The organism is Microbacterium alkaliflavum, assembly GCF_044325405.1.
GTDB lineage: Bacteria > Actinomycetota > Actinomycetes > Actinomycetales > Microbacteriaceae > Microbacterium > Microbacterium alkaliflavum.
The window spans coordinates 113,966-133,798 of the sequence record NZ_JBIQWL010000008.1 but is presented as its reverse complement, the minus strand read 5'-3'; the positions used below and the strand labels follow the sequence as shown (position 1 = coordinate 133,798).

Annotated in this window: 14 protein-coding genes and 1 pseudogene; 12 read left to right on the top strand and 3 right to left on the bottom strand. The window is 70.9% G+C overall.

Annotation, left to right across the window (positions count from 1 at the left end):
* The first annotated feature begins 403 nt into the window (after positions 1 to 403).
* Positions 404 to 4,003, top strand: coding sequence for a glycoside hydrolase (locus ACH3VR_RS18165; protein WP_397557724.1), 3,600 nt, complete (start codon positions 404 to 406; stop codon positions 4,001 to 4,003).
* A 203-nt stretch (positions 4,004 to 4,206) separates the two neighbouring features.
* Here ACH3VR_RS18165 and ACH3VR_RS18160 read toward each other — a convergent pair whose 3' ends face one another.
* From ACH3VR_RS18160 to ACH3VR_RS18150, 3 genes are read right to left on the bottom strand one after another with little or no spacing between them, the layout of a single operon-like run.
* Entirely contained in the window at positions 4,207 to 5,826 is a 1,620-nt protein-coding gene (locus ACH3VR_RS18160; RefSeq protein WP_397557723.1) for an acyltransferase, read from the bottom strand.
* Between the two features lie 3 nt (positions 5,827 to 5,829).
* Positions 5,830 to 6,945, bottom strand: coding sequence for a substrate-binding domain-containing protein (locus ACH3VR_RS18155; protein ID WP_397557722.1), 1,116 nt, complete (start codon positions 6,943 to 6,945; stop codon positions 5,830 to 5,832).
* On the bottom strand, positions 6,942 to 8,834 hold the full coding sequence (locus ACH3VR_RS18150; RefSeq protein WP_397557721.1) for a heparinase II/III domain-containing protein: 1,893 nt from the start codon (positions 8,832 to 8,834) through the stop codon (positions 6,942 to 6,944). Before ACH3VR_RS18150 ends, ACH3VR_RS18155 begins: the two co-directional genes overlap by 4 nt.
* Before the next feature lie 117 nt (positions 8,835 to 8,951).
* On the opposite strand from ACH3VR_RS18150, the gene ACH3VR_RS18145 reads away from it, so the two are divergent.
* The 11 genes and pseudogenes from ACH3VR_RS18145 to ACH3VR_RS18095 all read left to right on the top strand — a co-directional run.
* Complete coding sequence (locus ACH3VR_RS18145; RefSeq protein WP_397557720.1) at positions 8,952 to 10,910, top strand: DUF2264 domain-containing protein; 1,959 nt, start codon at positions 8,952 to 8,954, stop codon at positions 10,908 to 10,910.
* 56 nt (positions 10,911 to 10,966) lie between these two features.
* A complete protein-coding gene (locus ACH3VR_RS18140; protein WP_397557719.1) occupies positions 10,967 to 12,271 on the top strand; it encodes an ABC transporter substrate-binding protein in 1,305 nt (434 codons plus the stop codon).
* A 78-nt stretch (positions 12,272 to 12,349) separates the two neighbouring features.
* On the top strand, positions 12,350 to 13,291 hold the full coding sequence (locus ACH3VR_RS18135; protein ID WP_397557718.1) for a carbohydrate ABC transporter permease: 942 nt from the start codon (positions 12,350 to 12,352) through the stop codon (positions 13,289 to 13,291).
* On the top strand, positions 13,291 to 14,208 hold the full coding sequence (locus ACH3VR_RS18130) for a carbohydrate ABC transporter permease (RefSeq protein WP_397557717.1): 918 nt from the start codon (positions 13,291 to 13,293) through the stop codon (positions 14,206 to 14,208). Before ACH3VR_RS18135 ends, ACH3VR_RS18130 begins: the two co-directional genes overlap by 1 nt.
* Entirely contained in the window at positions 14,205 to 14,885 is a 681-nt protein-coding gene (locus tag ACH3VR_RS18125) for a DUF624 domain-containing protein (RefSeq protein ID WP_397557716.1), read from the top strand. Before ACH3VR_RS18130 ends, ACH3VR_RS18125 begins: the two co-directional genes overlap by 4 nt.
* Positions 14,886 to 14,911: 26 nt before the next feature.
* Positions 14,912 to 16,096: a glycoside hydrolase family 88 protein gene (locus ACH3VR_RS18120; protein ID WP_397557715.1), complete on the top strand. Its 1,185-nt coding sequence runs from the start codon at positions 14,912 to 14,914 to the stop codon at positions 16,094 to 16,096.
* Entirely contained in the window at positions 16,093 to 16,974 is an 882-nt protein-coding gene (locus ACH3VR_RS18115; RefSeq protein ID WP_397557714.1) for a fumarylacetoacetate hydrolase family protein, read from the top strand. Before ACH3VR_RS18120 ends, ACH3VR_RS18115 begins: the two co-directional genes overlap by 4 nt.
* Positions 16,971 to 17,735 (top strand): 2-dehydro-3-deoxy-D-gluconate 5-dehydrogenase KduD, encoded by a 765-nt coding sequence (gene kduD, locus ACH3VR_RS18110; protein WP_397557713.1) that lies wholly within the window; start codon positions 16,971 to 16,973, stop codon positions 17,733 to 17,735. Before ACH3VR_RS18115 ends, kduD begins: the two co-directional genes overlap by 4 nt.
* 32 nt (positions 17,736 to 17,767) lie before the next feature.
* Positions 17,768 to 18,583, top strand: coding sequence for a 5-dehydro-4-deoxy-D-glucuronate isomerase (kduI, locus tag ACH3VR_RS18105; protein ID WP_397557712.1), 816 nt, complete (start codon positions 17,768 to 17,770; stop codon positions 18,581 to 18,583).
* Complete coding sequence (locus tag ACH3VR_RS18100; protein ID WP_397557711.1) at positions 18,580 to 19,470, top strand: sugar kinase; 891 nt, start codon at positions 18,580 to 18,582, stop codon at positions 19,468 to 19,470. The genes kduI and ACH3VR_RS18100 overlap by 4 nt, the downstream gene beginning before the upstream one ends.
* Positions 19,467 to 19,833 (top strand): annotated as a pseudogene (locus ACH3VR_RS18095) (2-dehydro-3-deoxyphosphogluconate aldolase); the annotation flags it as partial. The gene ACH3VR_RS18100 and the pseudogene ACH3VR_RS18095, both read left to right, overlap by 4 nt.

Sequence of the window (19,833 nt, the reverse complement as noted above, 5' to 3'; positions counted from 1 at the left end):
CGCAACACGCCGCAAGCCCGGCGAGCACGCCGCGTGTCGTGACACCCGAACGGTGCCAGGGCGTGAGGGATGCCGGGCCCTTGCGTGGCCACTTGCGCCGTCTTGCCGTGCGGGTCGCGAATCGACGCAAGCGAGTCTGACGTCTGCGGTTCGGTTGCGGTGTTTCGCGCGGCATCCGGGAATTCGGCGCAACTGAGCCCGGCGGGTTCCGGGACTCCACCTGCGGGAATGCCCGCTGATTTCCGCAGAACGGGACCCCGAACTTCCCACAGGCCCGACCGCGGGAACCTTGCGCGCCGCCGAGCCTGATCGCTAGGATCCGAATGTTCTCGCTAACTGTTTACGTAAACAACGCGATCCGATCCCGGGCCGACGAAGGCTCGCCGCAAAGGAGTGGAAGACAATGCCGTCACGAAGAGTCCTGGCGACGACCGCGGTCGCCGCCATGATCGCCGCCTCGGTCACGGCCACGGCGGTGGTGCCCGCCGCGTCCGCAGCGAACACGCCGGTGCGGATCACCCCCAACCCCGCGTACGCCTCTGCGCCCTTCGAGGGCTGGGGCACGAGCCTCGTCTGGTTCGCCAACGCGACCGGCGGCTACCCGGCGGACGTGCGCCAGGCGCTGTTCGACAAGGTGTTCGGCGAAGACGGCCTCAACCTCAACATCGCGCGCTACAACATCGGCGGGGGCAACGCGACCGACGTGCCGTCGTACCTGCGTCCCGGCGGCGCCGTCGAGGGCTACTGGAACGCGAACGCGAACCTCTCCGACGCGCAGGGGCCCATCACCTCGACCTTCGCCGACCGCCTGCGCTACAACGCGGCCTGGGACGGCGAGAGCGAGGTGAACTACGACTGGAACGCCGATGCGACCCAGCGCTGGTGGATCGAGGCGCTGAAGGACAAGATCACCCACTGGGAGGCCTTCAGCAACTCGCCGCCTTACTTCCTGACGCAGAGCGGCTTCGTCTCGGGCGGCACGAACGCGACGGCCGAGCAGCTCGGCTCGGCCGACATGGACAAGTTCTCGTCGTACCTCGTGAACGTCGTCGAGCACCTCGAGGACCAGTACGGCATCGAGTTCGACACGCTCGACCCTTTCAACGAGCCGAACACGAACTACTGGTCGACGCGGCTCGGCACCAACGGCTGGCCGACCACGGCGAGCCGGCAGGAGGGCGCGCACATCGGCCCCGCCGCGCAGAACGAGATGATCGGCAAGCTCGCCGCGCGCCTCGCGCAGCCCGGCACCAGCACAGATGTGAAGATCTCGGCGATGGACGAGACCAACCCGACGATCTTCACGACGAACTGGAAGGCCTGGTCGGCCGACTCCAAGTCGAAGGTCGACCAGCTCAACGTGCACACGTACGGCACGGGCGACCGCCTCGTCGCGCGCGACATCGCGAAGAGCTCCGACAAGCCGCTGTGGATGAGCGAGGTCGAGGGCGACTGGGACGGCACGGGCTTCAACCAGGTCAACATCGAGAACGGCCTCGGCATGGCCGGGCGCATCGTCGACGACCTGCGCGAGCTCGAGCCGAGCGCGTGGGTGTTCTGGCAGCCCGTCGAGGACCTGTACAACATGCAGAAGGTCGAGAACCTCAACTGGGGCAGCGTCTTCATCGACTTCGACTGCAACGCCGAGGGCAAGTCGCTGCGCCGCATCGCGGCCGGCGAGGCCGACCCGACGTGCAAGGTGCTGACCAACGCGAAGTACAACACGACGCGCAACTTCACGCACTACATCCACCCGGGCGATGAGATCATCCCGACGGACAACACGCAGACGACGGCCGCCCTTCAGGCGGACGGCGACGGCGTGACGCTCGTGCACGTCAACACCGACGCGTCGGCGCGCGACGTCACGATCGACCTCTCGCAGTTCGGCACGATCGCACCCGGTGCGACGGTGACCCCGATCGTCACGACGCAGTCGCCGGCGTCCGACCCCGAGGCCAACGCCCTCACGCAGGGCGCACCCGTCGCGATCGACGGCGTGTCCAAGACCGCGACGGTCAGCGTCCCGGCGAAGTCGGTCACGACGTTCGTCGTGAGCGGCGTCTCGGGCGTCTCGGCGAACGCGCCCGTGCTGCGCGACGGACACACCTACCAGCTCCTCGGCGTGCAGAGCGGCAAAGCCCTCGCGGCCGACCCGTCGTCGCTCGCGATCCGCACGTCGGCGACGACGGCCGCGGGTGCGACGGCTCAGGCGTGGACGGTCCACACCCTCGAGGGCGCCGGCACCGACCGTCAGCGCTTCGTGCTGCAGAACCGCGACGGACGCCTGCTCGGCACGTCGGGCGGAGGCACGACGCTCTCGACCAAGACAGTCGAAGCCGCGGCATCCGACCCCGCCCTCCAGTGGATCGCGTCGACGACCGACGGCAAGACCTACTCGCTGCTGAGCGTGGCGGGCGAGCAGGTGCTCGACGTCAACGGGCAGAGCACGGCCGACGGCGCGTCGGTGGGGCTCTACACCTCCAACGGCGGCAGCAACCAGCGCTGGACGCTCGCGGATGTCGCGGTCACCGGCGTCAAGGACGTGCGCACCGCGACGGCGACCGGTGTCGCACCGCAGCTGCCCGCTCAGGTGACGCTCGTCTACGCCGGCAACGTCGAGCGCACGGCGGCCATCACGTGGAACACGGCGGGCATCGACTGGTCGGCCGCGGGCTCCAAGACCGTGCCCGGCACGGGGACCGACGTCTTCGGGACGGCCTTCCAGACCACGGCCACGGTCGAGGTCGGACCGCTCGCCGCGACGCAGCCCGTCTCGCTCACGACCTACGCGGGCATCTCGCTCGCGCAGGTGAAGGGCGCCGCGCCCACGACGGTCCCGGCCGAGGCCGGCACGAGCGGCGGCACCGTCGCCGTGCCCGTCACGTGGGACTGGACGGGAGTGGATGCCGCGAAGCTCGCGTCGCCGGGAGTCGTGACCGTGTCCGGCACGGCCACCACGACCGACCCCGCGAACCCGCAGGTGCCCGCCAAGCTGTCGGTCATCCTCACGACGGCGACGGAGAAGAACGTCGCCCCGGCGTCGACGGCCGCGGCGACCTTCACGGAGAGCGCGAGCTACAGCGTCGACCGCACGAAGAACGGGGTGACGAGCGACAAGGGCTGGTCGAACTGGAAGTCGGGCACGAAGAACACGACCGACACCCTGACCTACACGCTCGCGAAGAGTGAGAAGGTGCAGCACGCCAAGCTGTACTTCTACAAGGACGGCACCAACAGCTGGGCGCAGTCGATCACGGTCGAGTACCGCACCGGCACGGGTGCGTGGACGACCGGTCCGACGGTGACCGATTCGACGCCGGCGAGCGGCACCGCGCCGATCATCGACATCCCGCTGAATGTCGACGCCGATGCCGTGCGCTTCGTCCTGACGGCCAATGCGAACACGCACATGATCGTGTCGGAGGTCGAGATCTACGCCGCGACGCCGTCGGCCTCGGCGGTCGCCGATCTCGCGCGGATCACGGTGAACGGCGTCGCGCTGCCGACCTTCACGCCGGAGCAGACCACGTACACGGTCGACTGGGACGGCGGCGCACTGCCGACCGTCGCGGCGATCGGGGTAGACCGCAACGCGACGGTGAACGTCGCGCAGGCGACGGCCGCGACGCCGACGGCGACCATCGGCGTGACCGCGCCGTCGGGAGCGAGCAAGACCTACACGGTCGCGTTCCAGAAGAAGGTCGCGCCGGCTCTGCAGGCGACGGCGACGGCGGTCACGCGCTGCGTCGCCGGCAAGGTGACCCTCGTCGTGTCGGTCGAGAACACCGACGACGTGCCGCTCGACGTGGCGCTGACGACGGCGTACGGCACGAAGAAGATCGACGACCTCGGGGCGGGCAAGAAGACGTCGGCGACGTTCACGTCGAAGCTCGCGAGCGTTCCGGCGGGGTCGGCAGGGGTGGTGGTGTCCGCTGTGGTGGACGGACACCCGACCCAGGCGACGCTGGAGGCGGCCTACCCGGCGGCGTCCTGCAACTGACGGACAGCAAGAAACGGGATGCCGCGGCCGTAGAGGGTCGCGGCATCCCTCTTGTGTCGTCGGTGACCCTGGATTCGGTCGCTGAGCTTGTCGAAGCGTCGAGGCCCGCGCTCCCGAGGAGCGTGTCGTTCGGCGTCGACCCCTCGACAAGCTCGGGGACCGGGGGTGGGGTGACCCTGGATTCGGTCGCTGAGCCGCTCGGGTCAGAGCGGGGCGGGCTCGGGACGATGCACTCCGCGCGGGCGGTAGCCCAGCGCGTCCGAGACGCCCGCGAGGTCCGCGAGGTACCAGATCGTCGCGAGCCACATCTCGGTGCCCTGCAGCCCGGGTCGGGATGCCTCGCGCGACGGGTCGTCACGGCTCGGCGCGCGGAAGCCGAAGCCCTCGCCGTCCACCCACCGGTCGAGCGCGTCGGCGAGCAGCCGGCGGGCGGTCGCCGCGACCTCCTCGGCGCGGTAGCCGGTCGCTCGGGTGAGCCACAGGGGATGCGCGACGTCGAGCACATTGCACGCATCGTGCCGGTCGGGCCGGAAGTACCGGTCGTCGCGCACGTGCGCGAGCACGGTGTCGACGACGCGCTCGGGGTAGGGCAGCGGCATCCCGAACTGTGCGAACGTGCCGCGCGAGGCGCGGTAGAAGCCGTTCACGATCTGCAGTCGGCTGCCGTCGGCCCCGATCGGGCCCCACATGCCGGTGGCCGGGTCGGCGTGCGTCACGAGCCAGCCGAGGAGGGACTCGTGGATGCCCGTCGGCAGCGCGTCGCCGCGGCGCTTCGACCAGAGCAGCGCCGTGCCGAGCGCGTCCACCCAGTGCCCCGCGTGCCAGGCCCGGTCGCCCCACGGCAGGCCGTCGACGAACGATGCGATCTCGCCCGCCGACGACGCCGTCACGAGCGTGAGCGGATGCGCGAACCCCGAGTCGAGCAGGTCGAGCGCGTAGCCGACCGACAGCACGTGATACGCGACATCGGGGTCGTCGGGCTCTGCTGCAGGCGAGCAGAGCCGCGGCACACGGCCGGTCGCGGCATCCTGCCATCCCCGAAGCCGTTCGATCTGAGTCTCGAGGGGCGCCTGCGGCGGCGCCGTGCCCAGGAGCAGGTCGGCGATCTCGATCGCGTCGGCCTGCGCACGCACGGTCGGCGCCACGCCCGGCCGGTCGGCGAACAGCGAGCCCTCCCACGAACGGTCGAGCACGTCGCCGGCCTGGTCGCGGGCCCGATCGGCGAACGCCGCGAGCCGGGCGCCCAGGTCGCCACGGGGTCCGGTGGGAGGGATGCGCCACCGCAGCAGCTTCGCGGGGTTGCCGCCGACGATCGCTCCGGCGGGGACGTCCTTCGTGACGACGGCTCCCGCCGCGAGCACCGAGTGGTCGCCGACCGTGACGCCGTCGAGGATCACCACGTGCGACCCGACCCACACGTCGTCGCCGATACGGATGCCCTTCGCCGTGAGCGGCTGCCGGAAGACGGGCAGCTCGGGGTCGCTCATCGTGTGGTTGAAGCCGAGGATCGACGTGTGCGCGCCGATGCGCACGCCGTCGCCGAGTTCGACCGTGCCCCGCACCACGGCGTACGGGTTGATGCTGCAGTCGGTCCCGGCCCGCAGCGATCCGGTCAGGTACGCGCCGGCCGCGACGTATGTCCGGTCTCCGAGTCGCAGCGCGTCGTTGTCGACGGACGCGAGCTCGGAGACGAAGCATCCCTCACCCAATTCATGCCCGGGGCGCTCACCCAGCCCGGACAGCAGGGCGCGCTGGCGGTCGTGGGCCGCTGCGTCGGCGCGGGTCCAGAAGTCCCACGGCGAGAACTCGAACGGGTCGATCATCGATCAGTGAGAGCGCGGCGGCGCCGTCGACTCGCGCACGTGCAGCGTCGGGTTGAGGGTCACGCGGTGGACGGGGCGGTCGGGCTCCTGGATGCGGCGGATGAGGAGGTCGACGGCGGCGGCGCCGACGTCCATCCGCGGCGGGCTCACGGCCGTCAGGGCCGGTGTGAACAGCTCCGCCACCTCGTCGTCGTAGGCGATGAGCGACAGATCCCCCGGCACCGAGATGCCCCGGGCGAGTGCGAGGTCGACGAAGGCCATCGCCTCGGCGTCAGGATGCACGAGGAGGGCCGTCGTGCCGCTCTCCATCGCCCGGTCGAGCGACGCGTTCACTGCGTCGGAGAAGTCGAGGCTGCTGCGGTCGGGCAGCAAGTGCTCGAAATGCTGCGTCGGCGTGAGGCCCAGCTCGTCGCACACCGCCTCCCATCCGGCGGCGATCTTCCGCGACGTGGGGGAGTCGCGCGAGAGCACGAGTCCCACCTTGCGGTGTCCGAGATCGGCGAGGTGACGAGCGGCGAGCACGGCGCCGAGCGCGTGGTCCGACGTCACGGACTCGACCGGCGTGCGATCGGGCAGCACGAACGCGTCGCGCTCGGTCAGGACGCTCGGCACCCCGCACTGCGCGAGCCACTGGACGACGTCCTGCGCGTGGGGCGTGTCGGTGTTCGGCGCGACGATGAGGCCCTTGACCCCGTCCGAGTGCACGAGCCGCTCGAGCACGGGCCGCTCGTCCTGCAGTTCGTACGAGGCGCCGCGCAGCAGGAGCCGATAGCCGCGGCGGCGCGCCTCGCGCTCCATGCCGCGCACGACGCTGGGCCAGTAGTAGTTGAGCGAGGGAACGAGCACGGCGAGGGAATCGGATGCGTCGGTCACGGCGTCGTCCGCCGTGCCCGCGGCTTCGGCGTGCCCGTTGCCGTCAGGAACGACGGCGCCGCCGTGCACCCGCACGAGCAGGCCTTCCTCCTCGAGCTGCGCGAGGTCGCGCCGCACCGTGACGGGCGTCACGCCGAGGTCGTCGATGAGCTGCGAGACGCGCACGATGCCGTCGCGCGAGAGCGCGGCGAGCACGTGGGCGCGACGCGCCGGGGCGAGCGGAGCGTGGTTCGGCTGATCGGTCATCGGGGGTCCTTGTCGGTGGCTGCGTCCAGTTCTACCGTGACGCGGAGGGTTCGGCGGTCCGTGACGAGCAGGTCGACGCGTGTCAGCGTGTCGCCCCACACGTCGGAGAGCATCGGGTCGTGCAGCGGCTTCGCGACGAGCGTCGCGGGCACCTCGGCGGGCCAGCGCACGACGACGGGGCGCGCACCGTCGAGCGGTGTCACGCGCACACCGTCGGACAGCGGCTCCACGCGCCCCGCGGCGAGCAGGCGCACGGTCGTGGGCGGCTCGTCGGCACCCGTCGACGGCTCGAGCTCCCACGTGTCGTCGACGACGACGCGTCCCGCGGCGCGCTCCAGCGCGGCATCCCTCCGCCAGGAGACGAGCCCGTGCGCGTCGTAGGCGCCCGCGAGCTCGAGGGCGAGCGCAGACCGCGCGTCGGCGACCGAGGCGGCGACGGCGGATGCCGCGTACTCGGCGCCCGCGGGCTGCGCGGTGCCGCGGATCTCGGGCACGTTGTGCCACGTGCTCTGCATGGTCCAGATCTCGTAGCGGTCCGGTCCGAAGGTCGCCGCCGTGTAGGTCGGGCGGCCCGCGTCGACGAGCACGGGCACGCCGTCGACCGCGACCACGAACGAGCCGACGTCGTTGTGATTGTGGTGCTCGGCGTTGTGCCCGCCCTTCACCGCGAGCGTCAGGCCCTGTGTCGAGCCGGCGTGCTCGCGCGCGAGGAGCACCTGCGTCGACGGCAGCCACACATCGCGCGGGAGAGGCGGGGTCGTCGGCTCCTCGGCGCGCCAGGCGGCGTCGGTCAGCCCGCGCAGCAGGCGGCCGAGCCCCTCACGCTCGGTCACGAGCGGTTCGCCGTCGCGTCGCTGCGCCGCCGCGTGGCGCCGCGCGTCGTCGTCGCCGACGCGCCGCGCGGCGCGGTGCAGCGCGTGCCAGGGCTGCTCCCAGGTCGGGCGGGCCTGCCCGTCGGCGAGGTTGAGGTACCAGTCGCCGCCGAGATGCGTTCGGTGCGGGAACGCGACGGTCTCGCGCAACCCGGCGACGCTGGACGCGGCATCCCATCGCCCCTCGGTCGCGAAGGCGAACAGGTCGAGAGCCTCGAGGGCACGGCACGCGCCGTTCCACCAGTAGGAGTAGCCCTCGTCGATCGCGCCGTCGTCGGGGAGGGCCGCGATGTAGCGGTCGAGCCCCTCGACGACGAGGGCGACGACTTCGGCACGGAGGGCGGGGTCGTCGAGCAGCTGCAGCGCCGCGAGCAGCACGTTGCCGTGGATCCAGGGGTTCCAGTTGTGCACGTCGCCGTCGAGTCCGAGCCAGTGCCAGTCGCGGCGGCGCAGGAAGGGGTCGACGACACGCAGGTGTGCTTCGCGGCGCATCCGGGTGCGCAGCCCCGGGTAGCGGTCGTCGAGCTGCGCGCCGAGGAGCCGGTCGATCCAGGCGAGCTGGCCGACCACCTCGCCGGCGCCGAGGTCGAGGAACGGGTCGTCGACCGTCGCGAGGACCGCGCCGTGGCGCACGGAGGTGTCGTCGTGGGCGGGCCAGCACCACGAACTCTGCTCGCACAGCAGCACGACGCCGTCGGCCACTTCGTCGATCCAGCGCACCTCGAGCGTGACGGCTGCGGCGACGGCGGCGCGGCTCAGGCGTCGCTGGCGCGCGAAGGCGAGCGACTCCCATTCCGAGCGGTCGCCGTCGCGATGCACGCGCGCCGCCTGGCTCGCGAGGGGAAGAGGCCAGGACGTGTCGAGATCCGCCTCGGCCCGACCCAGGAGATCGGCGATCGTGACGGCGTCCAGGGCTCGGGGATCCCAGACCGTGCGGTCGCTCGCGGGCGCGACGGGAAGCGCCTCCGAGCACGGGAGCAGCTCGTCGAGCAGCCGCGATGCCACATCGGTCGTCATGTAAACGATCATAAACGATCAAGAAGGAAAAACAATGTGTTGCTATGAACGAAATTGATTGCTAATCTCCCAAACGGCCGCAGTCTGGGCCGCGAAGGACTTCAAAGGAGAACGACGGTGACGCGCAACGACGACACCCCGCAGGGCGCATCGACGCCGGACTGGAGCCGCGCGCAGTGGCTCCGGTACGCGGACCGTCTCCTCGCCGGCGCGCAGGCCTGGGCCTCGCCCGGCCACGCTCGCATCACGCCTCCCGGTGCGGAAGGAGGTTACGGGAACGCCGTCGACGGGCTCGAGGGGTTCGCTCGCACGTTCCTGCTCGCGGGTTTCCGCATCGCGGGCGAGCGCGGCCAGGGCGTCGACGACCTCATCGAGTTCTATGCCCGCGGCATCCAGACCGGAGTCGACCCGGACGCACCCGACCGCTGGGTGCGGCTCGACGAGCACCCTCAGGCCAAGGTCGAGGCCGCCTCGCTCGCCCTCATCCTCGACATGACGCGCCCGTGGATCTGGGACCGGCTCGACCGCGTCACGCAGGATCGGGTCATCGCCTACTTCTCGCCCGCCGTCGGCGACGCGACCTACCCCCGCACGAACTGGCTCTGGTTCCGGCTCGTCGTGCAGACCTTCCTCCGCTCCGTGGGCGGGCCGTGGTCGCCGCGCGACGTGGCCGACGACCTCGCCCTGCACGACTCGTTCGCCCGCCCGGGCGGCTGGCTCTCCGACGGCGACGAGCGCTCCTACGACCACTACGTCGGCTGGGCGCTGCACCTCTACCCCGTGCTGTGGTCGCGCATGCAGGGCGCGCCCGAGCTCGCGGGCGGCCGCACCGTCAAGGACATCGCGCTGCTCGACCGCTTCCTTCGCGACGCCGTCGCGCTCGTCGGCGCCGACGGGTCGCCCCTCATCCAGGGCCGCAGCCTCATCTACCGCTTCGCCGCCGCCGCTCCGTTCTGGGTCGGCGCGCTCGCCGAGGTCCCCTCCACCTCGCTCGGGGCCCTGCGCCACGCCGCGAACCGCGTCGTCGGCCACTTCGAGGGCAACGGCGTGCCCGACTCCCGCGACCTGCTCAGCATGGGCTGGCACGGCGACTGGCGTCGCCTCGCGCAGGCCTACTCCGGGCCCGCGTCGCCGTATTGGGCCACGAAGGGGCTCCTCGGCATCTCGCTCCCCGCCGACCACCCCGTGTGGAGCGCGCCCGCCGAGCCGCTGCCCGTCGAGACGTCGGACTCGCTGCGCGCCGTGCGCGCGGCCGGCTGGCTCGTCTCGGGCACGCGCGCCGACGGCATCGTGCGGGTGATCAACCACGGCACCGACCACGCGATCGAGGGCTCGCTCGTCGGCGACTCGCCGCTGTACGCGCGGCTCGGCTATTCGACGGCGACGGCTCCGCTCGCCAACGGCCGTGCCTGGCGCGAGCCGCTCGAGCAGTCCGTCGCCCTCGTCGACGACGCGGGGGAGGCGACGCACCGCGCCGCCATGGAGCTTCTCGACGTGCACGTCGACGCGGACGGCGAGACCCCGGTCGGCGTCGCCGCCTCGACCTGGCCCGCGCACTGGATCGAGCCCGCCGACACCCAGGTGCGCCACGGCTCGGGCATCCAGGGCGACGTCATGGTCGCCGGCCGCCTCACCGTCCGCTCCCTCGCGCGCGGCCCGTGGGAGGTGCGGATCGTCGACGTCGACTCGCTCGAGCCGGGCTTCGACCGCGTCCTGACCCTCCGCGTCGGCGGGTGGGCGGTCGCCGACGCGGCGGCGGCGGTGAACGAGACGGCCCGCGCCACGACGGCACGGCTGAGCAGCGGCATCCATCCCCTCCTCGGGCCGGGCAGCGCAGGCGTCGAGGAGCGCCCCGACTCGACGCCCCTCGGGGCGACGGCGAGCGTGCCCGTCGTGACGTTCCCCGCGATCGCGGGTGAGCGCGTGGCCGTCATCGTCGAGCTCGCCGGCGCGGCCGCCGACCTCGGCGCCGCGCGGCTCGAGACCGTCGCGGGCGAGGCCCGCGTCACGTGGCCCGACGGCGTCGCGACGACGACGCCCCTTCCAGACCTCCGGATCGTCCAAACGACCCGGTGACCCCCCGGACCCGATGGAGGGTCCCGAATCTGCACTCGCAAAGGAGCAGCATCACAATGAAGCGCAAGTTCGCAGCAGCGGCGGGCATCGCCGTCGTGGCAACGCTGTCGCTCGCCGCCTGCAGCGGCGGCTCGGGCGACGAGCCCACCGAATCGTCGGGTCCTGTGACCCTGACGCTCTCGGGCTGGAGCCTCCAGACGACGCCCGAGTTCCAGACGCTCGCCGACGCGTTCCACGAGAAGCACCCCGACGTCACGGTCGAGCTCAAGGAGTACGACCCGGCGAACTACAACACGCTCGTGACCGCCGACCTCGCCGCGGGCGTCGGCCCCGACATCATCACGCAGAAGGAGGTCAAGTACGTCACGACCTTCCAGGAGGGCGGCCAGCTCATGGACGTCTCCGACGTCAAGCTGCCCGACGGCATCAGCGGCACCTCGTCGTACGAGGTCGACGGCACGGCCTACGGCGTGCCCTACCGCCAGGACTCCTGGGTGCTCTTCTACAACAAGGACCTCTTCGACAAGGCCGGCGTCGACTACCCCGACGGCACATGGACGTGGGACGACTACGACGAAGCCGCAGCAAAGCTCACCGACGGCCTCAGCGCCGCCGGCAGCGCCGCGAAGGGCACCTACCAGCACCGCTGGCAGTCGACGGTCCAGGGCTTCGCGAACGCGCAGTCGAAGGACGGCGACATCCTGAGCGGCGACTACGGCTACCTCAAGCCCTACTACGACCGCGTCCTCGCCCTGCAGAACGACGGCTCGCAGGTCGACTTCAACACCTCGAGCGCGAACCAGCTCACCTACCAGGGCGAGTTCGGCAAGCAGAACGCCGCGATGCTGCCCATGGGCACGTGGTTCGTCGCGACGCTCATCGCGCAGCAGGCTTCGGGCGACGCCGACACCTTCAACTGGGGCATCGCGCCGATCCCGCAGCTCGACTCGAAGACGACGGGACTCGACAACACTCCGGTGACGTTCGGCGACCCGACCGGCTTCTCGATCAACGCCAACGTCGACAAGGCGAAGGTCACCGCCGCCAAGGAGTTCCTCGAGTTCGCTTCGAGTGAGGACGCCGCCAAGGCGCTCGCCGCGATCGGCATCACGCCGGCGCTCCTGAACGACTCGGTCGTCGACACGTACTTCTCGGTCAAGGGCGCACCCACCGACGACCTGTCGAAGTTCGCCTTCTCGACGCACGAGACCAAGCCCGAGAACCCGACGTCGAGCAAGACCGCGGCGATCCAGGGCATCCTGGGCGACCTGCACACGGCTGTCATGTCGGGCTCTTCCAGCATCGACGACGCGATCAAGACCGCCGAGGACCGCGTGAAGAACGAGGTCGGTCTCGACTGACCGACCTGGGGCGGCCGGGCCGTTGCGTGAGCTGTCCGGCCGCCCCGCCATCTCGACCTTCCCCCTCAGGAGGACCCCATGACGAGCCTCGTCGCCGACGACGTCGCCACCGCCGCGAAACCGCCCGCATCACCCCGCCGACGGCGGTCGAAGCTGGCGCTGCGCAACACCCTGATCGGCTGGAGCTTCATCCTCCCGAACTTCCTCGGGTTCGCTCTGCTGACCCTCGTGCCCGTCGTGACGCTGTTCTACATGTCGTTCACGAACTGGAACGTGTTCGGCAAGGCCGACTGGATCGGCCTCGCGAACTTCCAGCGCCTGCTCGGCGACGGCAGCTTCCGCATCGCGGTCGTCAACACGCTGTACTACTCCGTCATGCACATCCCGCTGACGATCGCGGTGTCGCTCGGCCTCGCGCTGCTCCTGAACAACAAGCTCCGCGGCATCGCGTTCTTCCGCACCGCGGCCTTCTTCCCCTACATCACCTCGATCGTCGCGATCGCGGTGGTGTGGAACCTGCTCTTCAGCCCCGACTACGGGCCGATCAACCAGATCCTGCGGTTCATCGGCTTCGAGAATCCGCCGGGATGGCTCACCTCGGCGGAGTGGGCGATGCCCGCCGTCGTCATCGTGAGCACATGGCGCGACATGGGCTACTACATGATCCTGTTCCTCGCGGGCCTGCAGACGGTGCCCCGCGAGCTGCACGAAGCCGCCCGCGTCGACGGTGCCAACGTCTTCCAGCGGTTCTTCAACGTGACGCTGCCGTGCCTGCGCCCGACGATGTTCTTCGTCACGGTCATGCTCACGATCAATTCGTTCAAGATCTTCGACCTCATCCTCGTCATGACCAACGGCGGGCCCGGCCAGTCGACCCTCGTGCTGTCGCAGTTCATCTACAAGAAGGGCTTCGAGGAGAGCCAGTTCGGCTACGCGTCCGCCGCCGCCGTCGCGCTCTTCCTCATGTGCATCGTCGTCACGATCATCCAGTTCTTCTGGAACAAGCGGAGGAGCTACTGATGACCGCCATCGAAAGCCCCATCACCCGCCGGCAGCTGCAGGGTGTCGCGGAGGAGCAGTCCCCGCCGCCCGTCGACAAGACGAAGCTCACGCCGCGACAGCGTCTGCTCCGCATCGTCGGCTACACGCTGCTCGTCATCGCCGCCGCGGGCCTTCTCCTGCCGTTCTTCTGGATGGTCATGAGCTCGCTGAAGTCGGCCAACGAAGTCTTCTCGGTGCCGATCAAGTGGTTCCCCGAGACATTCGTGTGGAGCAACTACGTCGACATCTGGACGCAGTCGAACATGCTCACGTGGATCCGCAACACCCTCGTGCTCGCGGTCGTCGTGACGTTCCTGCAGGTGCTGACGGGATCGTTCGCCGCCTACGGCTTCGCCAAGATGCGCTTCCCCGGTCGCGACGTGCTGTTCCTCGTCTACATCGGCACGATCGCCGTGCCGTGGCAGTCGTACATGATCCCGCAGTTCATCCTGCTCTCGAACTTCAAGGTCTCCAACACGCTGTGGGCCATCATCCTCATCCAGGCGTTCGGCGCGTTCGGCGTGTTCCTCATGAAGCAGTACTACGAGACCATCCCCGAGGAGCTCTCCGAGGCGGCCCGCCTCGACGGCCTGAGCGAGTACGCGATCTGGCGCCGCATCATGCTGCCCCTGTCGATCCCCGCTCTCGCCTCGCTGACCCTGCTCACCTTCGTGAGCACGTGGAACGACTACCTCGGACCGCTCATCTACCTGCGCAACCCCGACCTCTGGACGATCCAGCTGGGCCTGAAGAGCTTCGTCTCGAACCTGTACGACACGAACTACGCGCTTCTGTTCGCGGGCCTGACGATCTCGATCATCCCGATCGCGATCATCTTCCTGCTGGGCCAGCGCTTCTTCATCGAGGGCATCGCGACGAGCGGAATGAAGGGATGAACGCCTTGCGCCGCATCTCTCACGAGTCGTACGCGAACGTCTTCGGCGTCGTCTACCTCGGCCTCATGACGAACGCGCTCCTGCTGGTCGCGAGCCTCCCGCTGGTCGTGCTGCTCGTGATGACCGACCCCGCGCGGTCGTGGCCGCTCCTCGCGATCGCGGCGCCCTTCGCGGCACCCGGCGTCACGGCGGCGTTCGCGGTGTTCCGCGAGCACGCCGCCGGCTCGACGAGCGTCGCCCGCGACTTCGTGCGGGGCTGGCGGGCGACCTGGCGCCCCGCAGTCGCCCTCGGCGGGATGCTGTCGGCACTCGTCGTCGTGCTGCTCGTCGATGTGCGGTTCTTCTCGGACTCGCCGTTCGGCGTCGTGGCGATCCCCTTTCTCGGCGTGCTGACTCTGCTCGCCCTCGGGATCGGACTCCTCGCCTTCGTCGCGATCGCGGAGGAGCCCGGCGCGCGGCTGCGCGACCTCCTCCGCGCGAGCGCCTGGCTCGCCGTGCGCCGCTGGTACCTATCGGCCGTCTCGCTCCTCGTGCTGGCGGCGCAGGCCGCGCTCTTCGCGTCGCTGCCCGCCATCGCGATCGGGATCGCCGCATCCGCCGCCCTCTACCTCGCGTGGGCCAACTCCCGCTTCACCCTCCGGCCCGTGCTCGCCATCGAAGACACGAAGACCGCCTGAAAGACCGACGAAGGAACACGACACCGATGACGACCACGCCCCCGACCCAGGAGCGGACCGCCGTGGCGGCGGAGCCGGCCCTCGCCGGAGCCCTCGCCACCGTTCGCCGCAACATCACCGCCTTCGGCGACCTGTATCCCGACGACACCACGACCGACGGCCGCTACCCGCTGCGGCCCGCCGAGGGGCGCTTCCCCGAGGGCGGCAACCGCGGCTGGACGACGAGCTTCTGGGCCGGCATGCAGTGGCTCGCGTTCGAGCTCACGGGCGACGGCGAATTCCGGGATGCCGCGCTCCGCCACGCCGCCGACTTCGAGCGTCGCGTGCGGGCGGGCGAAGACCTCGACACGCACGACCTCGGCTTCCTGTACACGCTCGCCTCGGTCGCCCCCTGGCGCCTGCTCGGCGACGAGAGCGCGCGCGAGGCGGCGCTCCTCGCGGCCGACCACCTGATGCTGCGCTACCTCGAGCCTGCCGGCGTCATCCAGGCGTGGGGCGACCTGTCCGACCCCGCGCAGCGCGGCCGCACGATCATCGACAGCCTCATGAACATGCCGCTGCTCACGTGGGCGTACGAGCAGACCGGCCAGGAGCGCTTCGCCGAGGCGGTGCGCCGCCACACGACCGAGCTCCGTGTGCACATCCTCCGCGAGGACGACTCCACCTTCCACACCTTCTACTGGGATGCCTCCACCGGCGAGCCGCTGCGCGGCGCGACCGAGCAGGGCGCGCACGACGACTCGTGCTGGGCGCGCGGCCAGGCCTGGGGCGTGTACGGCTTCGCGCTCAACCACCGCGCGACGGGCGACCCCGAGCTTCTCGAGGCGGCGTGGCGGTGTGCCGACTACTTCCTCGCGCACCTCCCCTCCGACGACGTGCCGTACTGGGACCTCGTCTACCACGACGGCAGCGACGCGCCCCGCGACAGCTCGGCGGCGGCGATCGCCGTGTGCGGGCTCTTCGAGCTCGCCGACCTCGAGCCGGGCACCGAGCGCGCTGCGCGCGCGACGGCGGCGGCGCACGCCATCCTCGTCTCGCTCATCGAGAACTACACGCCCGAGCGCTCCGAGGACTCCGACGCGCTGCTCCTGCACGGCGTCTACGACCTGCCGAAGGACAACGGCGTCGACGAGGGCAACCTCTGGGGCGACTACTTCTACCTCGAGGCGCTCACGCGGCGCGCGCTCCCGGGCTGGAAGCCCTACTGGTGAGGCTCGTCACCATCGGCACGTCGGCGGGTCCACGCGCGGCGTCCGTCGTGACGGACGCCGAGGGCACCGACCGGGTCGTCGAACTCGCGGATGCCGCGGCCGACCTCGTCGCGATCCTCGGCGACCCCGACCTGCTCGCCGCCGTCCGCGCCGAGACCGACGCCCACGATCGGGCCCGCCTGCCGCGGCTCGACGACGCCGACCTGCTCGCCCCCGTCGTGCCCGGAAAGATCCTCTGCCTCGGCTACAACTACCGCGGGCACGTCCCCGACGGCGTCGACCCGACGGCGAACGACCCCGAGTGGCCCGACGTCTTCGTCAAGACGCCGAACACGCTCGCGGGTCCGTGCGACGCCGTCGTGATCCCGCCCGGCGCGACCGACGTCGACTACGAGGGCGAGGTCGCGATCGTCATCGGGCGCCGCGCGCAGCGCGTGTCGCTGGAAGACGCCCTCGAGCACGTCGGCGGCTACACGATCCTCAACGACGTCTCCGATCGGGCCTGGCAGCGGCGGCAGAGCCAGTGGGCGCTCGGCAAGTGCTCCGACGGGTTCGCGCCGCTCGGGCCGTGGGTCGTGACGCCCGACGAGGTGCCCGATCCGCAGGATCTTCTCGTCGAGGTCGTGCGCGACGGCGTCGTCACCGTGTCGCAGTCGACGTCGACGACGATCTTCAGCGTCGCGTTCGTCATCCATCATCTGAGCCAGGTGCTCACGCTCGAGCCCGGCGACATCGTCTCGACAGGCACGCCGCAGAAGCTCTCCGACGCGCAGGCCGTGCACCGGCCGCTCGCCGACGGTGACGCCGTCACGGTGCGCGTCTCGCGCCTCGGCGAGCTCACCACCCGTTTCGTCGCCGCACAGGAGGCCGCCGCATGATCCTCGACTCGTTCCGCCTCGACGGTCGCGTCGCCCTCGTCACGGGGTCGAGCCGCGGGCTCGGCCAGGGCGCCGCGGTCGCGCTCGCCGAGGCCGGCGCCGACATCGCCCTCATCGATCGCGGCGACCCCGCCGAGACGATCGCCCTCGTCGAGGCGGCCGGCCGTCGCGTGCACAGCGTGCGCCGCGACCTCGTCGGCGCGGCCCCCGCCGACCTCGCCTCGGCGGTCGACGAGGTCGTCGGCGAGCTCGGCCGTGTCGACATCCTCGTCAACAACGCCGGCACGATCCGCCGTGCGCCGGCCGCCGAGTACGCCGCGGAGGATTGGACCGACGTCCTTTCGGTCAACCTCGACGCCGTCTTCCACCTCTCGCAGGCCGCGGGGCGGCACATGATCGCGCAGGGCCATGGCCGCATCATCAACGTCGCGTCGATGCTGTCGTTCCAGGGCGGCATCCTCGTCCCCGCCTACACGGCGTCCAAGCACGCCGTCGCGGGCCTCACGAAAGCGCTCGCGAACGAGTGGGCCGCCTCGGGCGTCACGGTCAACGCGATCGCCCCCGGCTACATGGCGACCGACAACACGGCGGCGCTGCGTGCCGACACGGCGCGCGAGGCATCCATCGTCTCCCGCATCCCCGCCGGCCGCTGGGGCACACCCGCCGACCTGCAGGGCGCCTTCGTCTTCCTCGCCTCGGACGCCGCGGCCTACGTCACGGGCGCCATCGTGCCCGTCGACGGCGGCTGGCTCGTGCGCTGAGACCCCCTTCACCCCGATATCCAGGAGCAGCCATGCAGCAGCGCTACGCGACCAACCCCGACCAGATCCCTGGCATGACGACGGCCGACCTGCGCGAGCGGTACCTCGTGCCCGACGTGTTCGTGCCCGGCGAGATCCGTCTGGTCTACACGCACCACGACCGCGTCGTGCTCGGCGGCGCGGTGCCCTCAGGTGCCCCGCTCGAGCTCACGGGCTACCCCGAGATCCGCAGCGACCACTTCCTCGAGCACCGCGAGCTCGGCATCGTGAACGTCGGCGGCACGGGCACCGTGACCGCCGACGGCGAGGTCTACACGCTCGTCAAGGGCGCGTGCCTGTACCTCGGCCGCGGCATCCTGTCCGTCACGTTCGACGGGGAAGGACAGTTCTACCTGTTCTCGGCGCCCGCGCACACGTCGTACCCCAGCGCGCTCGTCTCGCCCGGTGAGGGCACCGTGCGCGAGCTCGGCGACCAGCTCACCTCGAACCGCCGCACGCTCAACCAGTACATCCACGAGAACGGCGTGCGCTCGTGCCAGATCGTGATGGGCGTCACCGAGCTGCACCCGGGCTCGATGTGGAACACGATGCCCGCCCATACGCACGACCGTCGCACCGAGTGCTACCTCTACTTCGACATCCCCGAGGACGCCCGCGTCATCCACCTGCTGGGCGAGCGTGAGGAGACGCGCCACCTCGTCGTCGCCGACCGCCAGGCGATCATCTCGCCGAGCTGGTCGCTGCACTCGGGCGTCGGCACCGCGGCCTACTCGTTCGTGTGGGCGATGGCGGGCGAGAACCAGGCGTTCGACGACATGGACCCGGCTCCGGTCACCGACCTGCGATGATGGGAGCACTTCTCGCGGTCGGCGAGACCATGGCGATGGTCACGCCGGCGACCGCGGAGAGGCTGACGGATGCCGCGGACTTCCGTGTCGACGCGGGCGGCGCCGAGTCGAACGTCGCGGCGCACGTCGCCTCGTTCGGCGTTCCGGCGCGGTGGTTCAGCCGACTCGGCGACGACCCGCTCGGGCACCGCATCGCGCGGCAGCTCGGCGAGCGGGGAGTGGATGTCTCGGCGGTCGAGTTCGATGCGCGGCATCCCACCGGCGTGTACTTCAAAGACCCGGGCCACGGCGTGCGGTACTACCGCGCGGGATCGGCGGCCTCCTTCCTCTCCGCCGCGGACGCCTCGGCGGTCGACCTCGACGGCGTCGCCGTGCTCCACGTGTCGGGCATCACGGCGGCGATCTCCTCCTCGGCGGCATCCTTCCTCGAGGCTCTGATCGGGCGGGCCCGGGATGCGGGGGTGACGGTGAGCTTCGACGTCAACCACCGAGCGCCGCTGTGGTCCGCTGCTGCGGCAGGACCCGCGCTGCTCGCGCTGGCGGCTCGCGCGGACATCGTGTTCGTCGGGCGGGATGAGGCCGAAGTGCTCTGGGACACGGGGGATGCCGCATCCATCCGCGATCTCATGCCCGAAGTCGCCGAGCTCGTCGTGAAGGACGGCGACGTCGGCGCGACGGCCTTCGTCGGCTCGGGGGCCGTCTTCGAGCCCGCGCTGCGGGTCGAGGTCGTCGAAGCCGTCGGCGCGGGCGACGCCTTCGCGGGCGGCTACCTCTCGGCGCTCCTCGAGGGCCTCGCCCCGGCCGAGCGCCTGCGGCGCGGGCATCACCGCGCGGCGCTCACCCTGCAGACCACGAGCGACTCCGTCGACGAGAGGACCACGACATGACCGACTTCGAGACCATCTTCGGGCGCGTGCCGGTCATGGCGATCCTGCGCGGCATGGGCGTGGAGCGCTCCGCCGAGCTGTCGACCACCGCGTGGAACCTCGGCATCGACTCGGTCGAAGTGCCGCTGCAGACCGACGAGGACGAGCGCGCGCTGCGCGAGCTCGTGCGCCTCGGCGCCGAGCGCGGCAAGCTCGTCGGCGCGGGCACGATCGTGTCGGCAGAGCAGGTCGCGCAGGCCCAGGCCGCGGGCGCCGCCTATCTCGTGTCGCCCGGACTCGACCCGGTCGTCGTGCGGGCGGCGCAGGATGCCGGCATCCCGATCCTTCCCGGCGTCGCGACGCCGACCGAGGTGCAGCTCGCGC

What these genes read in the sequence shown, in the direction of transcription:
- ACH3VR_RS18165 (WP_397557724.1), top strand. Translation starts at nt 404, where the DNA reads ATGCCGTCACGAAGAGTCCTGGCGACGACCGCGGTCGCCGCCATGATC.
- ACH3VR_RS18160 (WP_397557723.1), bottom strand. Translation starts at nt 5,826, where the DNA reads ATGATCGACCCGTTCGAGTTCTCGCCGTGGGACTTCTGGACCCGCGCC.
- ACH3VR_RS18155 (WP_397557722.1), bottom strand. Translation starts at nt 6,945, where the DNA reads ATGACCGATCAGCCGAACCACGCTCCGCTCGCCCCGGCGCGTCGCGCC.
- ACH3VR_RS18150 (WP_397557721.1), bottom strand. Translation starts at nt 8,834, where the DNA reads ATGACGACCGATGTGGCATCGCGGCTGCTCGACGAGCTGCTCCCGTGC.
- ACH3VR_RS18140 (WP_397557719.1), top strand. Translation starts at nt 10,967, where the DNA reads ATGAAGCGCAAGTTCGCAGCAGCGGCGGGCATCGCCGTCGTGGCAACG.
- ACH3VR_RS18135 (WP_397557718.1), top strand. Translation starts at nt 12,350, where the DNA reads ATGACGAGCCTCGTCGCCGACGACGTCGCCACCGCCGCGAAACCGCCC.
- ACH3VR_RS18130 (WP_397557717.1), top strand. Translation starts at nt 13,291, where the DNA reads ATGACCGCCATCGAAAGCCCCATCACCCGCCGGCAGCTGCAGGGTGTC.
- ACH3VR_RS18125 (WP_397557716.1), top strand. Translation starts at nt 14,205, where the DNA reads ATGAACGCCTTGCGCCGCATCTCTCACGAGTCGTACGCGAACGTCTTC.
- ACH3VR_RS18120 (WP_397557715.1), top strand. Translation starts at nt 14,912, where the DNA reads ATGACGACCACGCCCCCGACCCAGGAGCGGACCGCCGTGGCGGCGGAG.
- kduD (WP_397557713.1), top strand. Translation starts at nt 16,971, where the DNA reads ATGATCCTCGACTCGTTCCGCCTCGACGGTCGCGTCGCCCTCGTCACG.
- kduI (WP_397557712.1), top strand. Translation starts at nt 17,768, where the DNA reads ATGCAGCAGCGCTACGCGACCAACCCCGACCAGATCCCTGGCATGACG.
- ACH3VR_RS18100 (WP_397557711.1), top strand. Translation starts at nt 18,580, where the DNA reads ATGATGGGAGCACTTCTCGCGGTCGGCGAGACCATGGCGATGGTCACG.